Source organism: Paenirhizobium daejeonense (assembly GCF_014280875.1).
GTDB lineage: Bacteria > Pseudomonadota > Alphaproteobacteria > Rhizobiales > Rhizobiaceae > Allorhizobium > Allorhizobium daejeonense.
In genome coordinates, this window is record NZ_JACLAL010000003.1 from 192,918 (window position 1) to 216,877 (window position 23,960).

Sequence of the window (23,960 nt, forward strand, 5' to 3'; positions counted from 1 at the left end):
CCGAGGATGACGACCATGACTTCCAAACTCGAACAGCTTCGCTCCATGACGACGGTTGTCGCCGACACAGGCGATATCGAGGCCGTTGCGCGGCTGAAGCCGGTGGATTGCACCACCAACCCGACCATCGTTCTGAAGGCGCTGGGGACGGATGCCTTTGCCGATGCCTTCAAGGAGGCGATTGCCTGGGGCAAGGGCAAGGGTGGTTCGAGCGAAGCCGTCACCGCTGCGGTCGCCGACCGTCTGGCGATCTCCGTCGGTGCAGCACTTGCCGGACTGGTTCCGGGCCGCGTCTCGACCGAAGTCGACGCCGATCTTTCCTTCGACACCAAGGGCTCGATTGCCAAGGCGCATGAAATCATCGCCGGCTACAAGGAACGCGGCATTGAGCGGGACCGCATCCTGATCAAGCTCGCCTCCACCTGGGAAGGCATCCGCGCTGCGGAAGTGCTGCAGAAGGAAGGCATCGACTGCAACCTGACGCTTCTCTTCTCCAAGGCTCAGGCAATCGCCTGCGCCGAGGCGAATGTCTTCCTGATCTCTCCCTTCGTCGGCCGTATTCTCGACTGGTACAAGAAGTCGACGGGCGAGAACTACACCTCGGAAACCGATCCGGGCGTCGTGTCCGTGCGGTCGATCTACAACTACTACAAGGTCAACGGCATCAAGACGATCGTGATGGGCGCGTCCTTCCGCAACGCCGGAGAGATCGAAGCGCTGGCCGGTTGTGACCGTCTGACGATCAGCCCGGCGCTGCTCGATGAGTTGGACAAGGACACGGGCACACTGACCCAGGTTCTGTCGGCAGACAAGGTAACGGCGGATCCGCTGGTTACCCTCGACGAAAAGGCCTTCCGCTGGGCGCTCAACGAAGATGCGATGGCGACCGAAAAGCTTGCCGAAGGCATCCGTGCATTCGCCAAGGATCTCGGCACGCTGCGCGGCCAGGTCGCCAAGGCTCTCTCTGCCTGACCGTGACAATTTCACCTCCCTGCCTTTCGGGCGGGGAGGTGTTCCTCACCAGTTCATCACGACATTGTCGGGGATGAAGTAGGTTTCCACTCCCCCGATCGTCACGACTGCATTTTCGCCTTCTTTGCGGGAGCGCACCTCCGCGCCGTCTTCGCTGGTAAAGCGACCGGCACGATAGATCAGCGAGCGGACGACACCATCCGGTGTCTCTATGGCGATTTCGGCGCTGGTGCCGCGACGTTGCAGTCCGAAGGGGCAACGGAAGAGCCGCGGGTCACGACCGAAGCGGCAGTTGAAAGCGCCGGTTCGTTCGTAGCCGTTAGCACCCGGCCATGACGGATCGGCGGGATAGGGCCGATAGGCGCCGTCGGGTTCCACATATTCATCGCTGACAAACCGGCCGTTGACCCAGCCGCTCAGCCGCGGCCGGTCATAGGTGGCGATCCGGCACCAGTAGCCGCCTTCGCGGTCCCGGCAGCCGAGATTACGGATCGGCGTTCCTTCCTCCAGCGCTCCGATGATGCGAAATGCCGGTCCCGGACCGGAGCGCACGTTCAGCGTGTCGCCGGGGCGAAGCCCCATGACGTGCCAGTAGGAGGCATCATCCGAAGGGTTCGAATAGAGGTTCGGAGCCGGGATAACCCGTGGTTCTTGCGCCCCGAGCGTTTGCGGGAGCAGGGCGGCGGTAACTGCCAGAAGGACGGTTGAGAGAAAGTGGGGCAGGGCGCGGCGCATACAGGAACTCCGTTGATCGTCACAGACGATAATACAGCGGCGGCTTTGCTGCCGGATTATCCACGGCGAAGGTAAACGCCAGCCTTGCATGCGCCTTAGGGGGCAATTCTCATCAAAATTTTGCGATGCAGCAAATATACTTGCTATCAAAATAGTTTTGATGCAAATCAACCGGCATGGATGCGAAATTGCGTAGAGAATTCGGTTTTCGACTCGTCGGGCTGTCGCGCCGATGGCGCCAGCACGTGGACGAAGGTGTGGCCGCTGTCGGCTTGAGCGATGCGACATGGTCGCCGCTCTTTCATCTGCACAGGATCGGTGATGGTCTGACGCAGAAGGAACTCGCTGCCCGTATCGGTCTCGACGGATCGAGCCTCGTGCGGCTGATCGATATTCTGGAACGGCAGGGATTGGTGGAACGGCGGACCGAAACAGAGGACCGCAGGGCCAAACGTCTCTACCTGACGTTTGCTGGAGCGGAGCGTGTATCCGCCATTCTGGAGCGCCTGTTGCCTATCGAGAATGAGATGCTGCAGGATCTTGATGATGCCGAGATCGCCGTGCTGCTCGGCGCTTTCCAGAAGATTGAGGCCCGCATCGGAGCCGCGCGCGAATCCGGGGAACACTGAACTATGGTTCTGGAGCAGCACATGGCTAAATTCGGTTTCGATCTGCCCCGTTTGAATTTTGCGTTCAGGACCGCCGTTGCCGCCTGTCTGGCGCTGTTCATCGCATGGTTGCTCGGGCTGGAGCATCCCCAGTGGTCGGCGATGACGGTCTGGGCTGCGGCACAGCCCACTCGCGGCCAGCTTCTGGAAAAGAGCCTCTTTCGTACAGTGGGTACGCTCATCGGTGCCATTGTCGGGGTCGCTCTCGTCGCGGGTTCAGGCGGTGATCCCCGACCGCTCGTCATCGGCCTTTCGGTCTGGATTGGCCTTTGTGTCGCGGCGGGCAATCTGCTGCGCGGTTACGTCTCCTACGGCGCGATGTTGTCAGGTTACTCGGCATCCATGGTGGCGTTGCTCGATACCGGGCATCCGGACCATGTCCTTTCTCTCGGTGCCGACCGCGCGGCGACGATCATGGTGGGCGTCGTTACCGCGTTGGCGGTTGGCTGGCTGCTGACACCGGCTGCCGCCGAAAATGAGATGACCGGCCGGATGCGCCGGGTGACGGCTCGGATGTTGCGCGACCTCGCAATTGCGCTCAGGGCCGGGGATACTAGGATGCTCGGGGACGAGCAGCGGGACTTGCTGGCCGAGATGGCGGCAATCGACGAGGTTCTGGATCCTCATGGCGCAGGTTCGTTTCGTTCGCGTCAGGCGGTTCGCGCCATGCGCACGGTGCTGTCCGTGCAGATATCGCTGCTGCTTGCCAGTCGTCGGGGTAGTCATGGCCAAAACGGAGGCGTTGCCGATCTACTCGACGAGGCCGCGGCCGGTTTCGAGGCGGGGAGTGGTTCAGACGGCCCGCTGGCCCGTATCGGGGAGGCGGCGGCGCTCGCCGGCCGCGACACTGATCTGGGAGAGGCGTTGCAAGCGCTGAGCAGGGCCATTAGCGCTCATCGAGCGGCTCTTGGTCAGGATGTTGGAACGACCGCACATGCGGGTCACGTCAGCCATCCGGTTGTGCTGCATCGTGACTGGATCGGGGCGCGCCAGGCATCCATCCGCGCAACGCTCTGCATGCTGCTCGTTGGGCTTCTGTGGGTCGCGACTGGATGGGCAGCCGCGCCCTTCCTGTTGCTGGGCCTGTCGATCATGACGACGATCTTCTCGACCTTCGACAACCCCGCCCACACGATGCGTTTTGTGCTGATTGGGCAGATTTTCGGCGCGCTCGGGGCGCTCGCCTGCCGGTTCCTCGTCTGGCCGTTTGCGGGCAACGAGCTTCAGGTTGTGCTGCTGACGATGCCGTTCATCCTGGGGGCGTCGTTGTTTTTCTCCCATCGACGCACGCTTCCCACTGCATTCGACTACGCCATGGTGTCGCTGCTTCTGCTGCATCCGGTCTATCCACTGACGGGTGATTTTCCCTCGATGCTGTCGGGCGCGATTGCCGTCGTGCTGGCGCCGGTCGTGGCGCTTATCGCCTACAGACTGATTTTTCCGCTCAATGCAGGCAAGCGCCTGGAGACGCTCATCGTCATGATGGTGCACGAGTTGCAGGACATGGCGCGGACGGAGGACGCCTCGCAGCACCGCCTGACGTGGCGAGGTCGCCTGTACCACAGGCTGTTCCGGATGATCCGGTTTGCCGAGCGCAGCGGCGATACGCATCGCGACGTCACTGACGGCGGGCTTGCTGTTCTTTCTGTCGGCTATTCGATACTCTCCCTGCAGGATCTCGTCCGTTCGGGTGCGTTGGCCGATGGCGAGGAACGGGCTGCCAAGGCCGCCCTGCAGCGGTTGAAGAGGGTGAGTTCGGAGCCTGAAAAGGCCGCGGCCGCGCTGGCGCGGGCCGGTGGCCGGCTCTCCACGGCGCACCCGCGCGAAAGCGCTTCCGTCGCGGGAGCCGCCGAGGCGCTTCGGGCCAATGTCGCTTTCATGAAGCGGGCCGGGTAGGCTGAGAGAGAGGGGTGTTGCAAAAGCCGCACTGCCGCCGACCGCAAGTTTCAGGCTCCAGTGAAGCGCAAAGCATCTCCCCCGTCATGCCGGACTTGATGTACGGCATCCAGCGACCCGACCTCCGTCGGGTCAAAAGACTCTTCCAGCCCAAGGACTTGGGCTGGCTGGATGCCTGTGACGAGCACAGGCATGACGGCGTGGCAAGCGCCCGTACACCGTCGGGCGCAAACGTGTGGATTTGCCGGTCGTCTGACAGCGCGTTCGATACCGCGCTGTTGCCTGCTGTTCAATGCGCGATCATGACGTGGCGGACGGCGGTGTAGTCCTCCAGAGCATAGACCGACATGTCCTTGCCATAGCCGGACTGTTTCAGGCCGCCATGGGGCATTTCGTTGCACAGCATGAAGTGGGTGTTGATCCAGGTGCAGCCGTAGCGTAGGCGGGCGGCGGTCTTCATTGCGCGGGAAATGTCCTTGGTCCAGACGGACGAGGCGAGGCCGTAGTCGCTGTCGTTCGCCCAGGCGATGGCATCCTCGGGCTCGGAGAAACGGGTGACGGACACGACCGGGCCGAAGACCTCGCGGCGGACGATTTCGTCGTCCTGCAGGGCACCGGCGATGACGGTCGGGGTGTAGAAGAAACCCTTGTCACCCGACACCTTGCCGCCGGCGACGACTTCCATGTGCTTGTGTTCGGCGGCGCGGGTGACGAAGCTTTCCACGCGGTCGCGCTGGCGTTTCGAGATCAGCGGGCCGATCTCGTTTTCGGTGTCGTCGGCCTGGTTGAACTTCAGCGTCGAGACGGCGGAGGCGAGGTCGGCGACGAACTTGTCATAGACCTTGTCGGCGGCGTAGATGCGGCAGGCGGCGGTGCAGTCCTGACCGGCATTGTAGTAGCCGAAGGTGCGGATGGCGGAGACGACGGCGTCGATGTCGGCATCGTCATAGACGATGACCGGGGCCTTGCCGCCGAGTTCGAGATGGGTGCGCTTGACGGTCTTGGAAGCGGCGGCCAGCACCTTCTTGCCGGTTGCGATGTCGCCGGTGATCGATACCATGCCGATCTTCGGGTGGTTTATGAGCGCGTTACCGACGCTTTCGCCGCGGCCGAGCACGATGTTCACCACGCCTTCCGGCAGGATGTCGGCGAGAAGCTTCGCCATCTTCAGTGCGGTGAGCGGGGTCTGTTCGGAGGGCTTGAAGACCACGGTGTTGCCGCCGGCGATTGCCGGAGCGAGCTTCCACGCCATCATCATCAGCGGATAGTTCCACGGCGCGATGGAGCCGACGATGCCGACCGGATCGCGTCGGATCATCGAGGTGAAGCCCGGCAGATATTCGCCGGCGACCGGCGCATGCAGCGAGCGGATGGCGCCGGCGAAGAAGCGCCAGCAATCGACGATGGCGGGGATCTCGTCATTCCTCACGGCATTGATCGGCTTGCCGCAATTGAGGCTTTCCAGCGCAGCGAAGCCATCGGCATCCTTCTCGATGGCATCGGCAATCGCCAGCAGGTAGGCGGAACGCTGGCCGGGCGTGGTGGCGGCCCAGTCGTCGAAGGCCTTTTCGGCAGCGTCGACTGCGGCGTCGATCTGGCCGAGCGAGGCTTCGGGCAGGTCGAGGATCACTTCCCCGGTCTTGGGGTTGAGGATTTTTTCCTCGGTTTCCGTGCCGGCTTCGAATTGCGCGCCGATCAGCATTTGAGTGTCCATGTTGGTTCTCCCTCAGTCTTGAATGGTTGTTATTTCCCGCTGCCGGCAACGCTGTCGGTATCGCGGGTCAGGTAATAGGCGCCGAGAATCGGCAGGAAAGTGACGATCACCACGAGCATGGCGACGACGTTGGTCACCGGGCGCTGGCGCGGACGGATCAGTTCTTCCAGCATCCAGATCGGCAGGGTTGATTGTTGTCCGCCAGTGAAGGTCGTGACGATGACCTCGTCGAAGGATAGGGCGAAGGCCAGCATGCCGCCGGCAAGAAGCGCCGTCGCGATGTTCGGCAGGACCACATAGCGGAAGGTCTGGAAACCATCGGCGCCAAGGTCCATCGAAGCCTCGATCAGCGAGCCTGAGGTGCGGCGGAAGCGGGCGACGGCATTGTTGTAGACCACAACCACGCAGAAGGTGCCGTGACCGAGAATGATCGTCCACATCGAATAAGGGATTTCGGCAATCGAGAAGGCCGAGCGCAACGCTATACCAGTAATGATACCAGGAAGTGCGATCGGAAGTATGACGAGCAGCGAAATCGCTTCCCGGCCGAAGAAGGCGGTGCGCGCGACGGCTGCGGCTGCTAGTGTGCCAAGCACAAGTGCAATCGCGGTAGCGATGGAGGCGACCTTGATCGAAAGCGTCAATGCTTGCCACACGTCCGCACGGTTCCACGCAACGGCGAACCATTGGGTGGTGAAGCCTGGCGGTGGCCACTGGAAGCTCTTCTCCTCCGTGGTGAAGGCGTAGACGAAGATCAAGAGGATCGGCAGGTGCAGGAAGGCTAGCCCGCCAGCGGCTGCAAGCTTCAGGGGCCAGCCGGCGTCGGTGTTCTTGTCAGAGCGCATCGAAGGCCCCCATGCGTTTGGCGATCCAGAGATAGATGCCCATGATGACGATCGGCACCACGGAAAAGGCGGCGGCGAGCGGCACATTACCGGCCGTGCCCTGCTGCGTGTAGACGGCCTGCCCGATGAAGAGGCGCGAAGAGCCGATGATCTGCGGGATGATGTAATCGCCAAGCGTCAGCGAGAAGGTAAAGATGGAGCCGGCGATGATGCCCGGTAGTGCAAGCGGAAACAGCACGTGGCGGAATGTCTGATCCGGCTTCGCGCCGAGATCTGCGGAAGCCTCGATCAGATTGCCAGGCACACGTTCCAGCGCAGCCTGCGTCGGCAGGATCATGTAAGGCAGCCAAACATAGACGAACACGATGAAAGTGCCGATATAGCTGATCGAAAGGGAGTTGCCGCCAATGACGGGCAGAGCGAGCACTCCATCGAGCAGCCAGGACAGGTGAAGCTTGGCAAAGGCCCAGGTTAGAATACCTTCCTTGGCGAGTATCAGCTTCCAGGCATAGACCTTGACAAGATAGCTCGACCACAGCGGCAGCATGATGCCGATATAGAAGAAGGCTTTCCATTTACCCTTGGCATAGCGGGCCGCGTAATAGGCTATGGGAAAGGCGAGTGCCGCGGAGGCGAGCGTGACGGCAAGCGCCATCAGCAATGTGCGCAGGATGATGTCGAAATTCGAGGGTATGAGCAGTTGCTCATAGGTCGCGAGCGTGAACTCGTAGTTGATCATCCCCGAAAACTCATCGATAGCGAAGAAGCTTTGCAGCAATAGCGCGATCAGCGAGCCGACGTAGATGACGCCGAGCCAGAGCAGCGGTGGCACCAGCATCACCGTCAGCAAGAGGGCGGGGCGGCGCCAGAAGAGATCCGATACCCGGCGCATGGGGCCGTTGCCGGCCGGCAGAATCGATGTTGCTGAAAGATCTGTCATGCCGCGCCATCCATGTAGTGGAGGTCGGCGGGCTTCCAGCCGATGGCTGTGCTATCACCGACCGCGGGAACCGGCTGTCCGGCAGGAACCATGATGTTCAGGGAAATCCCGTTGACGGTGACCGCCACGCGGGTCGCAGCACCGAGGAAACTGTGGGAACGAACGGTTGCCGGCAGGCCGTTGTCGGAAACCAGCCGGATCGCCTCCGGGCGAAGGCTTGACCATTTCTCGTCTCCGCCGAGCTTCTTTGTTTCTGCGGGGGAAAGGACGTTGGACGAGCCGACGAAATCCGCGACGAACCGGGTCTTCGGGCGATTGTAGATTTCTTCCGGCGTCCCGGCCTGGACGATCTTGCCCTCGTTGAAGACGGCGACGCGATCGGCCATGGAGAGGGCCTCGCCCTGATCGTGTGTGACGAAGATGAAGGTGATCCCGAGAGAGCGTTGCAGGGTCTTGAGTTCTTCCTGCATGCGCTCGCGAAGCTTCAGGTCGAGCGCGCCGAGTGGCTCGTCGAGCAGCAGGACCTTGGGTTTGTTGACGAGGGCGCGGGCCAGCGCAACGCGCTGGCGCTGGCCGCCGGAGAGCTGACCGGGCTTGCGGGCGCCATAGCCGGGGAGCTTGACCAGATCCAGCGCCTGTTCGGCCATCTGCAGCCGCTCGGATTTCTCGACGCCTTTGACCATCAGCCCGTAGGCGACGTTGTCTAGGATGTTGAGGTGCGGAAAGAGAGCATAGTCCTGGAATACCGTGTTGACGTTGCGGCGGTAGGGCGGGACGCCCTCCGCCGTCTCGCCGAAGATCTCGATATGGCCGGAGGTGGGCTGCTCGAAACCGGCAATCAGGCGCAGGCATGTCGTCTTGCCGGAACCGGACGGGCCAAGCATGGCAAAGAATTCGCCGGGCGCGATCACGAGATCGACGGCATCCACGGCTTTGACGGTGCCGAAATGGCGCGACACCTGCGAGAACTCAACGGCTGCGGTCATGGGTACTCCGGGAGAAAATTTGTTCAGCACGAGGCCGATGGGGCCTGGCCCTCCCCTTGAGGGAGAGGGGAGCCGAAGGGCCTGGGTGGGGTGATGTCTTCATAGGCTGTTGCCGGCAGGATCACCCCACCTCGCATTCGCGCGACCTCCCCTCAAGGGGAGGCTTGGGGATCAGCGGCCGCCGATCACGCCGATGTAGTCCGATACCCAGCGGTGGTAAGGCACGCACTCGCCCTGGCTTTCGCACTTGGACGTCGGGGTACGCCAGAACTTGATCTTGTCGAAGTTGTCGTAGCCATTGGTGGCGCAACCTTCGTCGGTCAGAAGTTCATTGCCCTTGCAGGCGGCACCTACGGAGGGGTTGGCGCCGAACCAGGCGGAAACGTCGCCCTGCACCTTCGGAGAGAGCGAATGCTCCATCCACATGTAGGCGCAGTTCGGATGTTCGCTGTCGACATGAAGCATGGTCGTGTCCGCCCAGCCGGTCACGCCTTCCTCAGGGAAGGTCGAGGCGATCTTGGCGCCTTCCGACTTCATCAGGTTGACCTGGAAGGGCCATGAGCCGGACGCCACAACGCCTTCGTTCTTGAAATCGTCTACCTGGATCATGGCGTCGTGCCAGTAGCGGCCGACGAGCTGGCGCTGGCCGCGCAGCAGGTCGAGGGCGGCCTTGTACTGGTCCTCGTTCAGCTCGTATGGGTCCTTGATGCCAAGTTCCGGCTTGTGCTTCATCAGATAGAGGGCGGCATCGGCAATATAGATCGGGCCGTCATAGGCTTGCACACGACCCTTGTTGGACTTGCCGTCCGGCAGGGTTTGCTCTTCGAAAACGACACTCCAGCTTTTCGGAGCTTCGCCCTTGAAGGCTTCAGTATTGTACATCAGCACATTCGGACCCCAGACATAGGGCGTTCCGTAATGCACGCCCTTGACGGTGTGCCACGGGGCGTTCTGCAGGCGTTCGTCGATGGTCTTCCACGAGGGGATGAGGTCGGTGTTGATCGGCTGGACGCGCTTGCCGGCAACGAGGCGCAGCGATGCGTCTCCCGAGGCGGTGACGAGGTCGAAGCCGCCTTCATTCATCAGGGCGACCATTTCGTCGGAGGTGGCTGCGGTCTTGACCGATACCTTGCAGCCCGTCTCTGCTTCGAACTTGGTGACCCAGTCATAGCTTTTGTCGGTTTCGCCGCGTTCGATGTAACCGGCCCAGGCAACGATGGAGAGCGCGCCTTCACCCTTGCCGAGCTCCTTCAGGGGCTCCTGGGCGACGGAAGCTGTGGCAAAGCTGAGGATGGCAGTGATGGCAGTGCAGGACTGCAAGAATTTCTTCATGACAATTTCTCCCGGTTGGGGCCGCCTTATCGCGGCGTTTGTTCCCGAGGATGAAGGTGACGCGAAATTGCCGCATTCGCAAATTCATTTGTCAGAAAGTCGCTATCGGTTTTTCCGAATGGCGCTGATGCAGGCCCCTCCCCACAAGGGCGGCTTCACCCGCAAATGCTACGGCAAGGTTAATATGAGACGCGGCCACGCATTTTATCCCACCCCTTGTGGGGGAGATGGCCGGCAGGCCAGAGGGGGATTTGTCAATGCGTATGGGTCTACCGTCCGCGGCCGCTTCTGAGCGCTTCGGCAATGCCGACGAAGTCGCGGGCGGCCTGGGGCAGACTCGAGCCCTTGCGCCAGACCATGCCGACCTGAACGACGGGCAGTGCGCCGGAGACGTCTCGGCTTTCGATACGGTCGCCTTCCAGTGACCATGGGCGGTAGACGAGATCGGGCAGCAGGGCGACGCCGGCACCGGTCGCCACGAGACTTCGGACCGCTTCGACCGAGCGGGTTCGGAAGGCGACGTGTGGTCGGGCGCCGAGTGCGGCGAGCAGCTTGCCGGTGTTTTCCTCGATTTCGTCGATGGTCAGCATGATCAGGGGTTCGCGGGCGATGTCGGCGCTCGAAATGATATCCGCCGACACCAGCGGATGGCCCATGGGCAGCCAGAGGCGATAGGGAGATGTCTCGAGAATTTCCGCCTGCAGGGCCATGCGGTCGCGCAGGTTGGAAATAACCATGACCGCCACGTCCAGTTCGCCGCCGATCAGCAGATGTTCGAGATAGGAGCCATTGTCCTCGATGGCCGAGACCTCGACGCCGGGACAGGCGCGGCGATAGCGCGCGAGAAGATCGGAAAGCACATAGCCCGCAACAAGCGAGGTGACGCCGATATTGAGCTTGCCGCCGGTATTCTCCTTGGTTTCCGAAAAGGCGTTGCGGGCGTCCGAGACCGTTGCAAGGATCTTCGTTGCGTGGCGCAGGAACTGGTGCCCATTGTGAGTGATCGACAGACCGCGCGGATGGCGCTCGAACAATTCCACGCCAAGGTCGCCTTCGAGTTCCTTGATCGCCTCGGTGACCGAGGACTGGGAAATGGAGAGATTCTGGGCGGCGCGTGTCACCGAACCTTGTTCGGCGACGGCGATGAAATACTGCAACTGGCGAAGGGTGAAGGCCATGCGGTGTTTAGACCATGGCTTGCAGAGTGTCGCAAGCGGGGCAGGAGACCATCATTACCGCAGGGCAGCCTTGCAAAGATGCGACTTTGCAAATGTCGGGATGCCGATAATATGAAATCCTCTCCCATTGTGCTCAATGCATTTTTCCGACTGCGATCCCCGATGAAATCCACGCCGCTTGGCTATCTGTTTGCCCTTACGGCTTTTACCGTTTTTGCCGTTCAGGACGGGATCTCGAAACATCTCGGGGAAAGTTATTCTCCTGTCGTCGTGGCGGTCGTGCGTTACTGGGCGTTTGCCGCCTTCGCCGTGTTTCTTGCCCTGCGTTCGGGCGGCGGTTTGAGGACTGCGGTCCGGACACAAAGGCCGATCCTGCAGATCCTGCGTGGGTTGCTGCTCGGTGGACAGATCCTCGTATCGGTTGCCGCGTTTCATTATGCGGGTTTGGCGCAGTCGCAGGCGATCTTCGCTTCGGCTCCGATTTTCGTGGCGCTCTTGTCGGTGCCGCTTCTCGGCGAAAAGGTCGGCTGGCGACGGTGGACGGCGATCGGCGTCGGCCTGTGCGGCGTGGTCCTGATCCTGTCTCCGGGGCCGGCCGGCTTCAACGGCTATGTCGTCCTTCCGCTGATGTGCGCGATCTTCGGCGCGGTCTACGGCATTCTGACCCGGCTCGTCAGCCGGGTGGATCAGCCGGTGACGAGCTTCTTCTATATGTGCATGGTCGGCTTCGTCTGTACCAATGCGATCGCGCCCGCCTTCTTCACGCCGATTGCCGCAAAGGACTGGGGCTGGATGCTGGCGCTGTGCTGCACCGGCATCATCGGGCATTTCTCCCTCATCAAGGCCTATGACAAGCTGAGCGCCGTGGTGCTGCAGCCGATCGCCTACTGGCAGCTTGTGCTCGGTTCCGGGATCGCCGTCGCGGTGTTCGGCGAAACGCTTCGCTTCAACATGATTCTCGGATCGGTGATCGTTGTCGCTGCAGGAATTTTCACCGTCTGGCGGGAGCAGGTGGTGGCCCGCAGGAATGCGGCGGAAGCTGCTGCAGGTCGTTGATCGCGAAAACGGATCCCGATTGCAGTCCCCTTCGACTAATTTAGGGTCTAAGTACTAATTTATCAGGAACCTTATTGACCGATTCGCGCCGTTATTCGAGAACGGACGGAAAGATTCTGCTTATATATTCGAAGTTGGTAATTTATTCGCGCGATGTTGTTCGCACGGATGAGTGCTTCGGGGGAGGCTTCTTCGTGAAATTCAATCGTTATGCTCGGCTCCGTCGTCTGTCTTCGACAAGCATTCTGGCTCTTTCACTTGGTTGCGGAATATCTTCGGCGGCGAGGGCGGATTCCGTATATTGGTCTGGTACGGCGGGCGATAACAACTGGTTCAATAACGCCAACTGGGTTTGGGATGGGCACACGCCGGGTACAGGAGACGATGCGCGCATCGATGCGACAGGCGTTTTGCTTGGTGGCTCCGCCGGTCATGCGGGCAATCTTTTTGTTGGCCTTGGTTCAACGGCTGATCTGACCATTCAAAGTGATTTGACAACCGGATCAGCTTCGCTCGGCTGGAGCGCCGGTTCGCAGGGGACGGTATCGATCAGCGGGGTCGGAAATGTCTGGAACAATTCTTCCTCGATCACGGTTGGCAATGAAGGAAGCGGCTTCATCAATATTCTGGACGATGCAGAGGTTGCTTCGGGTTCGTTCTATATAGGCGGAGGCCCCACAGGCGCGGGAACCGTGACGCTTCAGGACAATTCCAAGCTCTTCGCGACGGGGTATCTTTACGTTGGCTACGGCGGCGGTTCTGTGGATGGGGCGGACGGGCACCTTTATATCTATTCCGGCTCGGATGCGACGAGCGTGAATGGCGTTATCGCGGATGGCCTGAATACCACGGGTGCCGTGCTCGTCGACGGCGCGGGGTCAACCTGGAACAATCTCTCTCTTCTGGTGGTCGGTGGCGGCGGTGTCGGTACGCTCGATATTACCGACGGCGGTTATGTTCACAGCGGCAGCGCGACGATTGCCAATCTGGCCACGGCTTCCGGCAGTATTGTCAGAGTGATGGACGCCGGTAGCCGCTGGGAGATCGATAACGACCTCGTCGTCGGTGGAAGCACCGACGGCCAACTTCGGATCACCGACGGCGGCGTCGTTGAGGCGGCTAGTGCTTCGCTCGGCTATACGGGTGACGGCGACGGCACCATTTATATCTCCGGTACGGACAGCGCCTTCACAGTTGCCAACGATCTTAATGTTGGCGTGGATGGGTTCGGCAGGCTGACCATAGAAAACGGCGGCTACGCGAGCGCCGGGGCGATCTATGCCGGTTACGGAGCACTTGCCGACAGCCGGATCACAGTTTCCGATTCGACGCTTGATGTCACCAACCGCATCGGCATCGGTTATGACGGCGAAGGTACAATGGTCATCCAGAGCGGAGGCCAGGTGAATTCGGCCGGTGCGATCCTCGGCTGGAACGCGACGGGGGACGGAAGGGCGGCGGTGACCAATGCCGGCAGCCGTTGGGACAATACCGGCACGCTCTATGTCGGTAACCTCGGTACGGGTTTCCTGCTGGTTTCCGACGGTGGCGTCGTCACCAGCACGGACGGTTATGTCGGTACCGAAAACGGATCGGACAGCGAGGCGACAGTGACGGGCGCGGGCTCGTCCTGGGAGATGAGCGGCGCGTTCCTCGTCGGCCACAATACCGGTTCGCAAGGCACGGTGACCGTTTCCGCCGGCGGCTCCATCAGTGGGCTTCAGGGCATTCTTGGCGATCTTGCCGGTTCCGTCGGTATGATGACGGTCACGGGAGCAGGCTCGACATGGTCCGCACTCGTCGATTCCTCCGTGCTCTATTCGGGTGATCTGAATGTGGGCCGGTTCGGCACGGGTTATCTGACCGTCACCGATGGCGGCTCCGTCGTCGGCAATCGCTTGCATATCGGCAATGAAGCCGGCTCCTCCGGTACCGTAGCCGTGTCGGGCGCCGGTTCGAACCTCACGATCGCCGAGCGGCTTTCGGTCGGGATTGAGGGCGATGGCGTGTTGACGGTGTCGAATGGCGCGACCGTCAGTGCGGACCGGATCGTAATCGCCGACGACGCGACATCGAGCGGTACACTCAATATCGGCGCAGCGAGGGGGCAGACTGCTTCCGCTGCCGGCACGATCAATGCCTCCACCGTGGTCTTAGGAGACGGGGACGGCGAAATCGTCTTCAATCACACGGGCAGCAGCTATGTCTTCGCCTCCGATGTGGAGGGCACGGGGACTCTGTCCTTCCTGTCCGGCCTTACCAAGCTGACCGGCGACTATTCCGCTTTCACCGGGGACCTGAGCATCGCGGGCGGTCTGGTTTCTGTGAATACCTCGACGCTGACTGCTGTCGCCAACGTTCTGTCGGGCGCAACGCTCGGCGGTTCCGGCACGCTCGGCAACGTGGCTGTCGCAAGCGGCGGTACGGTCGCGCCCGGCAATTCGATCGGCACGCTGACGGTTGCCAATATCAGCTTCGCATCGGGCTCCACCTATTCCGTCGAGATAGACAATGCCGGCCGCAGCGACCTTCTGCATGCGACGGGAACGGCCACCATCAACTCCGGTGCCAGCGTCTATTTCGGTCCGGAGAACGGCACGGACGACGGCAGCACCTATTCCATCGGTACCGTCTATACGATCCTGACGGCGGATGGCGGGGTGTCCGGCACCTTCGGTTCGATCTCGGACGGCTTCGTCTTCCTCGATGGCACGCTGATCTACGATGCCAACAACATCTACCTGACGCTGTCGCGCAACGCTACGAGCTTTGCGAGTCTTGGCCAGACCCGCAACCAGATCGCCGTCGGTACAGCGCTCGACAGCATGGCGAGCGGCGATCCGGTGCAGAGCGTCGTGGCGGGCCTCGGTGAAAGCGCCGTCCGTCCGGCCTATGATGCGCTGTCGGGAGAAATTCACGCCTCCGCCAAGGGCATGCTGGTCGATGACAGCCGCTTTGTCCGTGACGGCCTGAATGCCCGGCTTCTCGCCGGCGAGGCGACCGGCGAGCACGGTTTCTGGGTGTCGTCCTTTGGTTCATGGGCAAAGGCAGATAGCGACGGCAACGCCGCCTCGCTCGAACACAATACCGGCGGCTTCCTGGGCGGTGCCGATGCGGTATTCCTCGAAGACTGGCGTCTCGGTCTTGCCGGCGGCTACAGCCGGACCAGCTTCGACGTGAACGGCCGCGATTCATCGGGCACGTCGGACAATTACTCCTTGGGCGTCTATGGTGGCCGTTCGCTCGGCGCGTTCGATCTGAGGTTCGGCGGGGCCTATACCTGGCACCAGATTTCCACGGACCGATCCGTCGATATCGGCAGCTTCAGCGAGGATCTCGATGCCGATTACGATGCTTCGACCGCACAGTTCTTCGGCGAGGCAAGCTACGGCATAGACACGGGCATGGGCCATTTCTCGCCTTTCGCAGGACTTGCCCATGTGCTGCTGCACACGGACCGCATGAGCGAGACAGGTGGCGATGCGGCGATTTCCGCGGCAAGCGACGACTACGCCGTGACCTATTCGACGCTTGGTCTCAGGGCCTCCGCTCCGGTCGATATGGGTGGCATGCCCATCGGTTTGCAGGGCATGGTCGGCTGGCGTCATGCGTTCGGCGATGCAACGCCGACCTCGGAACACGCCTTTGCGACGGGCGACGCCTTTACTGTTGCCGGTACACCGATTGCGCGCGATGTCGCGGTCTTCGAGGCGGGCCTTTCCGTTTCGCTGTCCAAGACGGCGACCTTCGGGGTTTCCTATGCCGGCCAGGCCGGTGGTGGCGATTGGGAACAGCAGATCAAGGGCCGCTTCGACGTTCGGTTCTGATCGACCCTCATCAGATTTCGGGCAGTCCGGGTTCCTGTGGCTCCGGGGTTCCCGCTCCCAACAGGGCTTTCATCGCCGCGATGACGCGGCGATGCTGGTGCGCGTGGCGTGTCCGAACACCAGTTGCAGCATAAACCGTCTGCGGGATCGGTGCGACCTCCTCGACGATATAAGTGATGCCGGCGCGGTGAAATTCGTCGGCCGTGGCTTTCGTCACGAAAGCGCCGCCGCCCAGACTTTTCAGCATGCCTGAAATGGTGACGTTCTGCCCGGAAGACAAAGCCGTGGTGGCAAGTTGCGGCAGGGCCAGCCGATGCATCCTGTCGAAGGCCGGGGAATAGCTCGCGCTGATGTAGTTGTCCCGATTCAGGTCGTCCACGCTCGGCGACAGGGTGCTGACCAGCACATAGGTCATTTCCCCTATCCGCTCGTAATGCAGGTCGGGCAGGAAATGGGGCGTGTAGAGGATCGCAAGGTCGAGATCGCCGCTCGCAAGATCCCGGTTCATCTGGTTCGAATAGTCGGCCTCGATATAGATCGAAGTTCCGGGCAGGTCGGCGCGGATTGCCTTCAGCCAGGGACCGGCGAATTCTTCCGCCACATCCTGCTGGGCGCCGATGCGCATGGCATGTTCGTAGGCGCCGGCGCTTTCGACCGTCCGGGCCGCCTCGTGCCATTGGCGTTGAAGAGCGCGCGCGTGGTCGAGAAAACGCAGTCCTGCGGGCGTCGGTGCCGTGCCGCCCTTGTTGCGGGTGAAGAGCGAACGGCCGAGGGCTGCCTCCAGCGCCCTGATGCGGTGGGAAACCGTCGACTGCCTGAGGTTCATTCGCTCGGCGGTGCGGTTGAAGCTGCGTGTCTCCATCAGGTCGAGATAGGTTTCGATCAGCTCGATCTGCACGTGGCCGCTCCGCTTGGACTCAGGTTTCTCGCGCCATCTGCCGAAGGTCCGAGAGGCCCCGGGGCGGATGCGCGCGGAAGTCGACGCCATAGACGCGGCTGGCGAAATGTTCGCGGACGCGGGCGATCTGGGAAGCTTCTCCTGTGATCCTCGACCGCAACAGGGGATCGCAGGTGCCGGTGATCGCCATCGACTTGTTGATCACCCAGCCATAGGGCTCGATATGGGCACGGCGCAAATCGTCCTGTAATGCGCCGGCCTCGGAGACCGGCGTGGTTTCCGGCAGTGTGACGAGGATGACCTTGGTATAATCGGGGTCCTGCAGGCGCATTAACGGGGTGACCATCCGTCCCGGGGCATCGGGATCAAGATGGCGGGTCATCTGGCGATGATATGCGCCAGTGGCATCCAGCAGCAGAAGCGTGTGACCCGTCGGCGCGGTATCGATGACGACGAAATTGCCGCGGGCCTCCCCGACGACGCGGGAAAATGCATGAAACACCGCCACCTCCTCCGTACAGGGAGAGGCGAGGTCTTCGCGCAGGAGCGCCTTGCCTTCCTCATCCAGATCGCGACCGCGCGTCGACATGATCTTGGCAATGTATCGCTCCGTCTCGACCTCGGGGTCTATCCGGTCGACTGTCAGGCCGGGCATGGTTTCGGCGCCAACGACGAAGGAAAGATGGGCGGCCGGATCGGTGGTCGTCAGATGGACGGAATGCCCTTTCGCAGCAATGCCGGCGGCAAGGGCCGCCGCAATCGTGGTCTTGCCGACGCCACCCTTGCCCATCACCATGACCAACCCCTTGCCGCTTGCGGCGATCTCGTCCACCAGTGTCGACAGTCGTGGCAGGTCCGGAGTGGCAAGCGGCGGCAGGTCTTGCATCGGTGGCGCGGAGGGCGTTGAGAGCAGGGCGCGGAGGGCCGGCAGGCCGACCATGTCGAAAGGCAAAAGCGGGATTTCGTCGCGCGGCAGACCGGCGAGCGAAGCCGGCATTTCGGAAAGCGCCGATGTCTGTTCGGCTGCGAAGGCGATGGCGATCCTGTCTTCCGGCTCCGTCGGCGTGAACCGGCCATTGACGGCGAGCATCTGATTGGAGAGGCCGAGTTCGGCGAGTTCTCCTGCGGTGCGGGCCGCTTCCCGAATGGCGCCGCGGTCCGGGCGCGTGACGAGTACGATGGCGGTGCGTGCGGGGTCCGCGAGACAATCGAGCGCCGCGCGAAAACGTGTCTCCTGCATCTTGAGGCCCGAATGCGGCCCGAGGCAGGATGCGCCACGCTCATTGGCTTCGAGAAAGCCTGTCCAGGCCTTGGGAAGACTGAGGAGCCGCAGGGTGTGACCGGTCGGAGCCGTATCGAAGATGATGTGATCGAAGTCACTCGCGTCTCCGGTCAGAAGTCCTACGAATTCGTCGAATGCGGCAATCTCGGTGGTGCAGGCGCCGGACAGTTGTTCCCGAACGGTGGCTTTGTCGCTGGCGCTTGCAGAGGGAGCCATCTGTTCGAGAACGCGGTTGCGGTAATCCTCCGCCGCCGTTTCGGGATCGATGTTCATGGCCGACAGTCCCGGAATGCCGGGTACCGACCGTGGTTCGTCGGTGAGCGTCGTGCCGAGCATTTCATCGAGGTTCGAGGCCGGATCGGTGCTCACCAGCAGAACCTTGAGACCGCGGTCAGCCAGCGCGATAGCCACGGCGCAACTCAGGGACGTCTTGCCGACACCGCCCTTGCCCGTGAAGAAAAGGTGGCGATTGGGTCTGTTCAATAGCGTCAGCCGTTCCATTTGCTATTCCCTGATTTTTGCAGTGCATCCAGCCTATGGCATCGACCGCAGTCACAGCTTGATCTGTGGCAAGCAATCTAATCGACTTCTTCGATCAATAAAGCGAAATTCGCTTGCTTGATGAATGTCATTTCCTTCTGCAAGCTCACGCCAAAACAAGAGGGGAATAAGAATGTCTCAACTGCCCGGATCGGCACGCGTCGTCATCATCGGGGGCGGGGCCGTGGGGGCCTCGTCGCTCTATCATCTGGCGAAGGCCGGATGGACGGATTGCGTGCTTCTGGAAAAGAACGAGCTGACTGCAGGCTCGACCTGGCATGCGGCCGGCAATGTGCCGACCTTTTCCTCCTCATGGTCGATCATGAACATGCAGCGCTATTCGGCCGAGCTTTATGCGAAGCTTGGCGAGCTGGCCGACTATCCGATGAACTATCACGTCACGGGATCGCTCCGGATCGGTCACACGAAGGAGCGGCTGCAGGAGTTCCGGCGCGTCGTCGGCATGGGCCGTTATCAGGGCATGGACCTCGACATCATGTCGCCGGACGAGATGCGGTCGAAATACCCATTCCTCGAAACCCGTGACCTGACCGGAGCGCTCTACGATCCCTATGACGGCGATATAGATCCGGCGCAGCTGACGCAGGCTCTGGCCAAGGGCGCGCGCGACATGGGGGCGAAGATCATCCGCTTCTGTCCCGTTACGGCGGCGCGCCGGGAAAACGGCGAGTGGGTGCTGACCACGCCGCTTGGCGAGATCCGCTGCGAATATGTCGTCAACGCCGCCGGTTATTATGCCCGCGAGGTCGGCAAGCTGTTTGGTCGCGATGTGCCAATGATGGTGATGAGCCATCAATACATGCTGTTCGACACAATTCCCGAACTGGAGGCATGGTCGCGGGAGGCAGGCCACAAGCTGCCGCTGCTGCGCGATGTCGACAGCTCCTATTATCTCCGGCAGGAAAAGTACGGCATGAATCTCGGGCCCTACGAAAAGGCCTGCCGGGCGCATTGGGTGACGAAGGACGACCCGATGCCCGAGGATTTTTCTTTTCAGCTCTTCCCCGACGATCTGGAGAGACTGGAGTGGTATCTCAACGATGCCGTCGAGCGCGTGCCGATCCTTGGCACGGCGGGTCTCTCCAAGATGATCAACGGTCCCATTCCCTATGCCCCGGATGGCAATCCGCTGATCGGCCCGATGCCCGGCGTGCCGAATGCCTTCGAGGCTTGCGTCTTCACATTCGGTATCTGTCAGGCCGGCGGGGCCGGCAAGGTGCTGGCCGAATGGGTGACCGAGGGCGAAACGGAATGGGACATGTGGTCCTGCGATCCGCGCCGCTACACCTCCTTCGCTTCCGATCCCGATTATTGCGTCGCCAAGGGCATGGAAATCTACGGCCACGAATATGCGATGCATTTCCCGAAGCATTATTGGCCGGCGGGGCGCAATCGCAAGCTTTCCCCGATCCATGACCGGATCGCGGCGCTCGGTGCGCAGTTCAAGCCGTATAACGGCTGGGAACGGGCGATGTGGTATGCGAAGCCGGGCGATAACACCTCCGAGGCTGCGACCCAGACCTGGGATCGCAAGGGGCCGTGGAGTCCGCGGATCGAGGAGGAATGTCTTGCGGTGCGTGACGCGGCGGGCATTCTCGATCTGCCGGGTTTCTCTCGCTACCGAGTGAAGGGTTCCGGTGCGCGCGACTGGCTTTCCTCCATCATCACCGGCCGCGTGCCGAAGCCGGGTCGGATCGGGCTTGCCTATTTCGCCGACGATAAGGGCCGGATCGTCACGGAGATGTCGGTGATGGCGATCGAGGAGGATTTCTTCTTCCTCATCACGGCTGCGACCGCCCAGTGGCACGATTACGAATGGCTCCTGAAGCTGAAACCGGCCGATGCCGCTTTCGTTATCGAGGACGTGACCGAGGCCTTCTCCTGCCAGATCCTGACCGGCCCTTACTCTCGCGCGATCCTCGCCGATGTCACGGACGCCGATCTTTCCCGCCCGTGGCTCACGCATCAGTCGGCGCAGATCGGCGGGCGCTGGTGCCAGCTCGTGCGTGTTTCCTTCGCCGGTGAACTTGGATGGGAAATCCACACCAGAGTCGAGGATACGCCCGATGTTTTCGACGTGGTCTGGATGGCGGGCAAGAGCCACGGGCTGAAGCCCTTCGGCATGGAGGCGCTGGACAGTCTCCGCGTGGAAAAGGGCTATCGCGCCTGGAAGGGCGATCTTTCGACCGATTATACCGTGCTGCAGGGCGGGCTTGAACGTTTCGTCGACTGGTCGAAGCCGGACTTCAAGGGCAAGGCGGCGCTTCTGGCCGAGAAGCAGCGGGGCGTGTCGAAGCGTTTCGTGACACTGGTCGTCGAGGCCGGCGATTGCGATGCGCCCTACATGTCGACGCTCTTGCATGACGGACAGGTGGTTGGCGAGACGACCTCCGGTAACTGGGGTTACCGGGTCGGCAAATCCATCGCGCTCGGCATGCTGCGCGCCGATCTCTGCGAGCCCGGCACCACGATAGAAGTCGAGATTTTCGGGGACCGGTTCAAGGCGGTGGTGCAGCCGGATCAGGCGATCTGGGATGCATCGAACGAGAGGCTGAAGGCATGAACAATACCACGTCCCCGAAGCCTGTTCCGTCCAGGGCGCGGGCCGTCATCATCGGCGGCGGCGTATCCGGTTGTTCGGTTGCCTATCACCTCGCCAAGCTCGGCTGGAGCGATGTGGTGCTTCTGGAGCGTAAACAACTGACCTCCGGCACCACCTGGCATGCCGCCGGCCTGATTGGCCAGCTTCGCGGCAGCCAGAACATGACGCGGCTCGCGAAATATTCGCGCGATCTTTACGTGCGGCTCGAGGCGGAAACCGGCATCGGCACGGGCATGAAGCAGAACGGCTCGATCACCGTTGCGCTGACGGACGAGCGGCGCGAGGAGATCTACCGGCAGGCCTCGCTGGCGCGGGCTTTCAATGTCGACGTGCAGGAAATCGATCCGGCGCGGGTGAAGGAGCTTTATCCCTATCTGAACGTCTCGGACGTCAAGGCGGCGGTGCATCTGCCGCTCGACGGCCAGTGCGATCCGGCCAATATCGCGATGGCGCTGGCGAAGGGCGCCCGGCAGCATGGCGCGACGGTGATCGAAGGCGTCAAGGTCATCGATGTCCTGACGAAGGATGGCCGCGTGACGGGTGTCGTCTGCGAGCAGGCCGGCGAGCGCCATGTGATCGAGACAGAGAACGTGGTGAACGCCGCCGGCATGTGGGGGCGCAATCTTGCCGCGCAATCCGGTGTGACCGTACCGCTGCATGCGGCGGAGCATTTCTACATCGTCACCGAGCCGGTGCCGGGACTTGGCCAGCTTCCGGTGCTGCGAGTGCCGGACGAGCAGGCCTATTACAAGGAGGATGCCGGCAAGATGCTGCTCGGCGCCTTCGAGCTGAAGGCCAAGCCATGGGGCATGGATGGAATCTCCGAGGATTTCTGTTTCGACCAGCTTCCCGACGATTTCGATCACTTCCAGCCGATCCTCGAAATGGCGGTGAGGCGCATGCCGATGCTGGAGACGGCCGGCATCCATACCTTCTTCTGCGGACCGGAAAGCTTCACGCCCGACGATCGCTATTATCTCGGGGAAGCGCCGGAGTTGAAGGGATACTGGGTGGCAGCCGGATACAACTCCATCGGCATCGTCTCTTCCGGCGGTGCCGGCATGGCGCTGGCCCAATGGATGAACGACGGCGAGCCGCCCTTCGATCTCTGGGAGGTCGATATCCGCCGTGCGCAACCTTTCCAGAAGAACCGGCTCTATCTGCGGGAGCGCGTCACCGAGACGCTCGGCCTGCTTTATGCCGACCACTTTCCCTACCGGCAGATGGCGACGGCGCGGGGCGTGCGCCGCTCGCCGATCCACGAGCACCTGAAGAAGCGTGGCGCTGTCTTCGGCGAGGTGGCGGGCTGGGAAAGGGCGAACTGGTTTGCCGGGCTCGGCCAGGAAAAGGAATACCGCTACAGCTGGAAGCGGCAGAACTGGTTCGACAACCAGCGCGCCGAACACATGGCGGTGCGCGAAGGCGTGGGCCTGTTCGACATGACATCCTTTGGCAAGATCCGCGTGGAGGGCCGCGATGCGCTCGCTTTCCTGCAACGGCTTTGCGCCAACCAGATGGACGTCGAGGCAGGACGGATCGTTTATACGCAGATGCTCAACCGCCGGGGCGGCATCGAAAGCGACCTGACGGTGACGCGTCTCTCGGAGACGGCCTTCTTCCTCGTGGTTCCGGGCGCAACGCTGCAGCGCGACCTTGCCTGGCTGCGAAAGAACCTTCTGCCTGACGAGTTCGTGGTGGTGACCGATGTGACTGCTGCGGAAAGCGTTCTCTGCGTCATGGGGCCGAAATCGCGTGAACTGCTCAGCAAGGTGAGCCCGAGCGATCTCTCCAACGCGGCCCATCCGTTCGGTTCGGCCAGCGAGATCGAGATCGGTTATGGCCTCGCCCGCGCTCACCGTGTCACCTATGTCGGCGAACTAGGTTGGGAGCTTTATGTCCCGTCGGATCAGGCGGCGCATGTTTTCGAGACATTGGAACATGCCGGCGAAGGTCTGGGGCTGAAACTCTGCGGTCTGCACGCGCTCGACAGCTGCCGCATCGAAAAGGCCTTCCGCCATTTCGGGCATGACATCACCGACGAGGACCATGTGCTGGAGGCGGGGCTGGGCTTTGCGGTCAAAACCGGCAAAGGCGATTTCATCGGCCGGGATGCGGTGTTGAAGAAACAGGAAGAGGGGCTGAAGCGCCGGCTTGTGCAATTGCGTCTCACCGATCCCAAGCCTCTGGTTTTTCACAACGAGGCGCTGGTCCGCGACGGAAAGATCGTCGGAACCATCACCTCGGGCAATTACGGCCATTTTCTCAAAGGCGCGATCGGTCTCGGCTATGTGCCCTGCGAGGGCGAGAGCGCAGCCGACGTTCTGGCATCGAAATACGAGATCGAAATCGCCGGGGAACGGTTCGCGGCCGAGGCTTCGCTTGCGCCGCTGTACGACCCCAAGGCGGAGCGGGTGAAGATGTGAGCGTGGGTTTCAAACCCTTATCGAAATTCCGGGTTCCACCAAGGA

The 23,960-nt window shown here is 61.8% G+C and carries 17 protein-coding genes; 8 read left to right on the plus strand and 9 right to left on the minus strand.

Going from position 1 to position 23,960, the window contains the following annotated elements; all coding sequences use genetic code 11:
* Positions 1-15: 15 nt before the first annotated feature.
* On the plus strand, positions 16-972 hold the full coding sequence (gene tal, locus H4I99_RS07825) for a transaldolase (RefSeq protein WP_163901038.1): 957 nt from the start codon (positions 16-18) through the stop codon (positions 970-972).
* 45 nt (positions 973-1,017) lie between these two features.
* On the opposite strand, the gene H4I99_RS07830 is transcribed toward tal, so the two are convergent.
* The gene (locus H4I99_RS07830) at positions 1,018-1,707 is read right to left on the minus strand and encodes an SH3 domain-containing protein (RefSeq protein WP_163901036.1); all 690 of its coding nucleotides are present in this window, start codon (positions 1,705-1,707) and stop codon (positions 1,018-1,020) included.
* 188 nt (positions 1,708-1,895) lie between these two features.
* Between H4I99_RS07830 and H4I99_RS07835 the strand changes: the two genes are divergently transcribed.
* The gene (locus tag H4I99_RS07835; RefSeq protein ID WP_244624977.1) at positions 1,896-2,336 is read left to right on the plus strand and encodes a MarR family winged helix-turn-helix transcriptional regulator; all 441 of its coding nucleotides are present in this window, start codon (positions 1,896-1,898) and stop codon (positions 2,334-2,336) included.
* A gap of 21 nt (positions 2,337-2,357) precedes the next feature.
* Positions 2,358-4,271 carry an FUSC family protein gene (locus H4I99_RS07840; protein WP_163901031.1) on the plus strand — a complete coding sequence of 638 codons (1,914 nt, stop codon included), beginning with the start codon at positions 2,358-2,360 and terminating at the stop codon, positions 4,269-4,271.
* Positions 4,272-4,560: 289 nt separating this feature from the next.
* Here H4I99_RS07840 and H4I99_RS07845 read toward each other — a convergent pair whose 3' ends face one another.
* The 5 genes from H4I99_RS07845 to H4I99_RS07865 all read right to left on the minus strand — a co-directional run bounded on the left by H4I99_RS07845 (position 4,561) and on the right by H4I99_RS07865 (position 10,088).
* On the minus strand, positions 4,561-5,985 hold the full coding sequence (locus H4I99_RS07845; RefSeq protein ID WP_163901029.1) for a gamma-aminobutyraldehyde dehydrogenase: 1,425 nt from the start codon (positions 5,983-5,985) through the stop codon (positions 4,561-4,563).
* A 29-nt stretch (positions 5,986-6,014) separates the two neighbouring features.
* Positions 6,015-6,830, minus strand: coding sequence for an ABC transporter permease (locus H4I99_RS07850; protein WP_163901027.1), 816 nt, complete (start codon positions 6,828-6,830; stop codon positions 6,015-6,017).
* Positions 6,820-7,770, minus strand: a complete 951-nt coding sequence (locus tag H4I99_RS07855; RefSeq protein ID WP_163901026.1) for an ABC transporter permease — start codon at positions 7,768-7,770, stop codon at positions 6,820-6,822. The genes H4I99_RS07850 and H4I99_RS07855 overlap by 11 nt, the downstream gene beginning before the upstream one ends.
* The gene (locus H4I99_RS07860; protein ID WP_163901024.1) at positions 7,767-8,756 is read right to left on the minus strand and encodes an ABC transporter ATP-binding protein; all 990 of its coding nucleotides are present in this window, start codon (positions 8,754-8,756) and stop codon (positions 7,767-7,769) included. Before H4I99_RS07860 ends, H4I99_RS07855 begins: the two co-directional genes overlap by 4 nt.
* 171 nt (positions 8,757-8,927) lie before the next feature.
* Positions 8,928-10,088, minus strand: coding sequence for an ABC transporter substrate-binding protein (locus H4I99_RS07865; RefSeq protein ID WP_163901022.1), 1,161 nt, complete (start codon positions 10,086-10,088; stop codon positions 8,928-8,930).
* On the opposite strand from H4I99_RS07865, the gene H4I99_RS07870 reads away from it, so the two are divergent.
* Positions 10,057-10,380, plus strand: a complete 324-nt coding sequence (locus H4I99_RS07870; protein ID WP_163901020.1) for a hypothetical protein — start codon at positions 10,057-10,059, stop codon at positions 10,378-10,380. The genes H4I99_RS07865 and H4I99_RS07870 overlap by 32 nt on opposite strands.
* Here the strand turns inward: H4I99_RS07870 and H4I99_RS07875 are convergent.
* Positions 10,358-11,266, minus strand: coding sequence for a LysR family transcriptional regulator (locus H4I99_RS07875; RefSeq protein WP_099058914.1), 909 nt, complete (start codon positions 11,264-11,266; stop codon positions 10,358-10,360). The genes H4I99_RS07870 and H4I99_RS07875 overlap by 23 nt on opposite strands.
* Before the next feature lie 162 nt (positions 11,267-11,428).
* Between H4I99_RS07875 and H4I99_RS07880 the strand changes: the two genes are divergently transcribed.
* Both H4I99_RS07880 and H4I99_RS07885 read left to right on the plus strand, forming a co-directional pair.
* Complete coding sequence (locus H4I99_RS07880) at positions 11,429-12,322, plus strand: DMT family transporter (RefSeq protein WP_163901018.1); 894 nt, start codon at positions 11,429-11,431, stop codon at positions 12,320-12,322.
* Positions 12,323-12,813: 491 nt separating this feature from the next.
* A complete protein-coding gene (locus tag H4I99_RS07885) occupies positions 12,814-16,149 on the plus strand; it encodes an autotransporter domain-containing protein (RefSeq protein WP_163901016.1) in 3,336 nt (1,111 codons plus the stop codon).
* Positions 16,150-16,159: 10 nt separating this feature from the next.
* On the opposite strand, the gene H4I99_RS07890 is transcribed toward H4I99_RS07885, so the two are convergent.
* Together H4I99_RS07890 and arsA are read right to left on the minus strand one after the other, a co-directional pair.
* Positions 16,160-17,047 carry a LysR family transcriptional regulator gene (locus H4I99_RS07890; RefSeq protein ID WP_163901014.1) on the minus strand — a complete coding sequence of 296 codons (888 nt, stop codon included), beginning with the start codon at positions 17,045-17,047 and terminating at the stop codon, positions 16,160-16,162.
* Between the two features lie 19 nt (positions 17,048-17,066).
* Positions 17,067-18,830, minus strand: a complete 1,764-nt coding sequence (gene arsA, locus H4I99_RS07895) for an arsenical pump-driving ATPase (protein WP_163901013.1) — start codon at positions 18,828-18,830, stop codon at positions 17,067-17,069.
* A 172-nt stretch (positions 18,831-19,002) separates the two neighbouring features.
* Here arsA and H4I99_RS07900 point away from each other — a divergent pair, with 172 nt between their 5' ends.
* A complete protein-coding gene (locus H4I99_RS07900) occupies positions 19,003-21,453 on the plus strand; it encodes a GcvT family protein (protein WP_163901011.1) in 2,451 nt (816 codons plus the stop codon).
* Complete coding sequence (locus H4I99_RS07905; RefSeq protein ID WP_163901009.1) at positions 21,450-23,915, plus strand: GcvT family protein; 2,466 nt, start codon at positions 21,450-21,452, stop codon at positions 23,913-23,915. The genes H4I99_RS07900 and H4I99_RS07905 overlap by 4 nt, the downstream gene beginning before the upstream one ends.
* Positions 23,916-23,960: the final 45 nt, after the last annotated feature.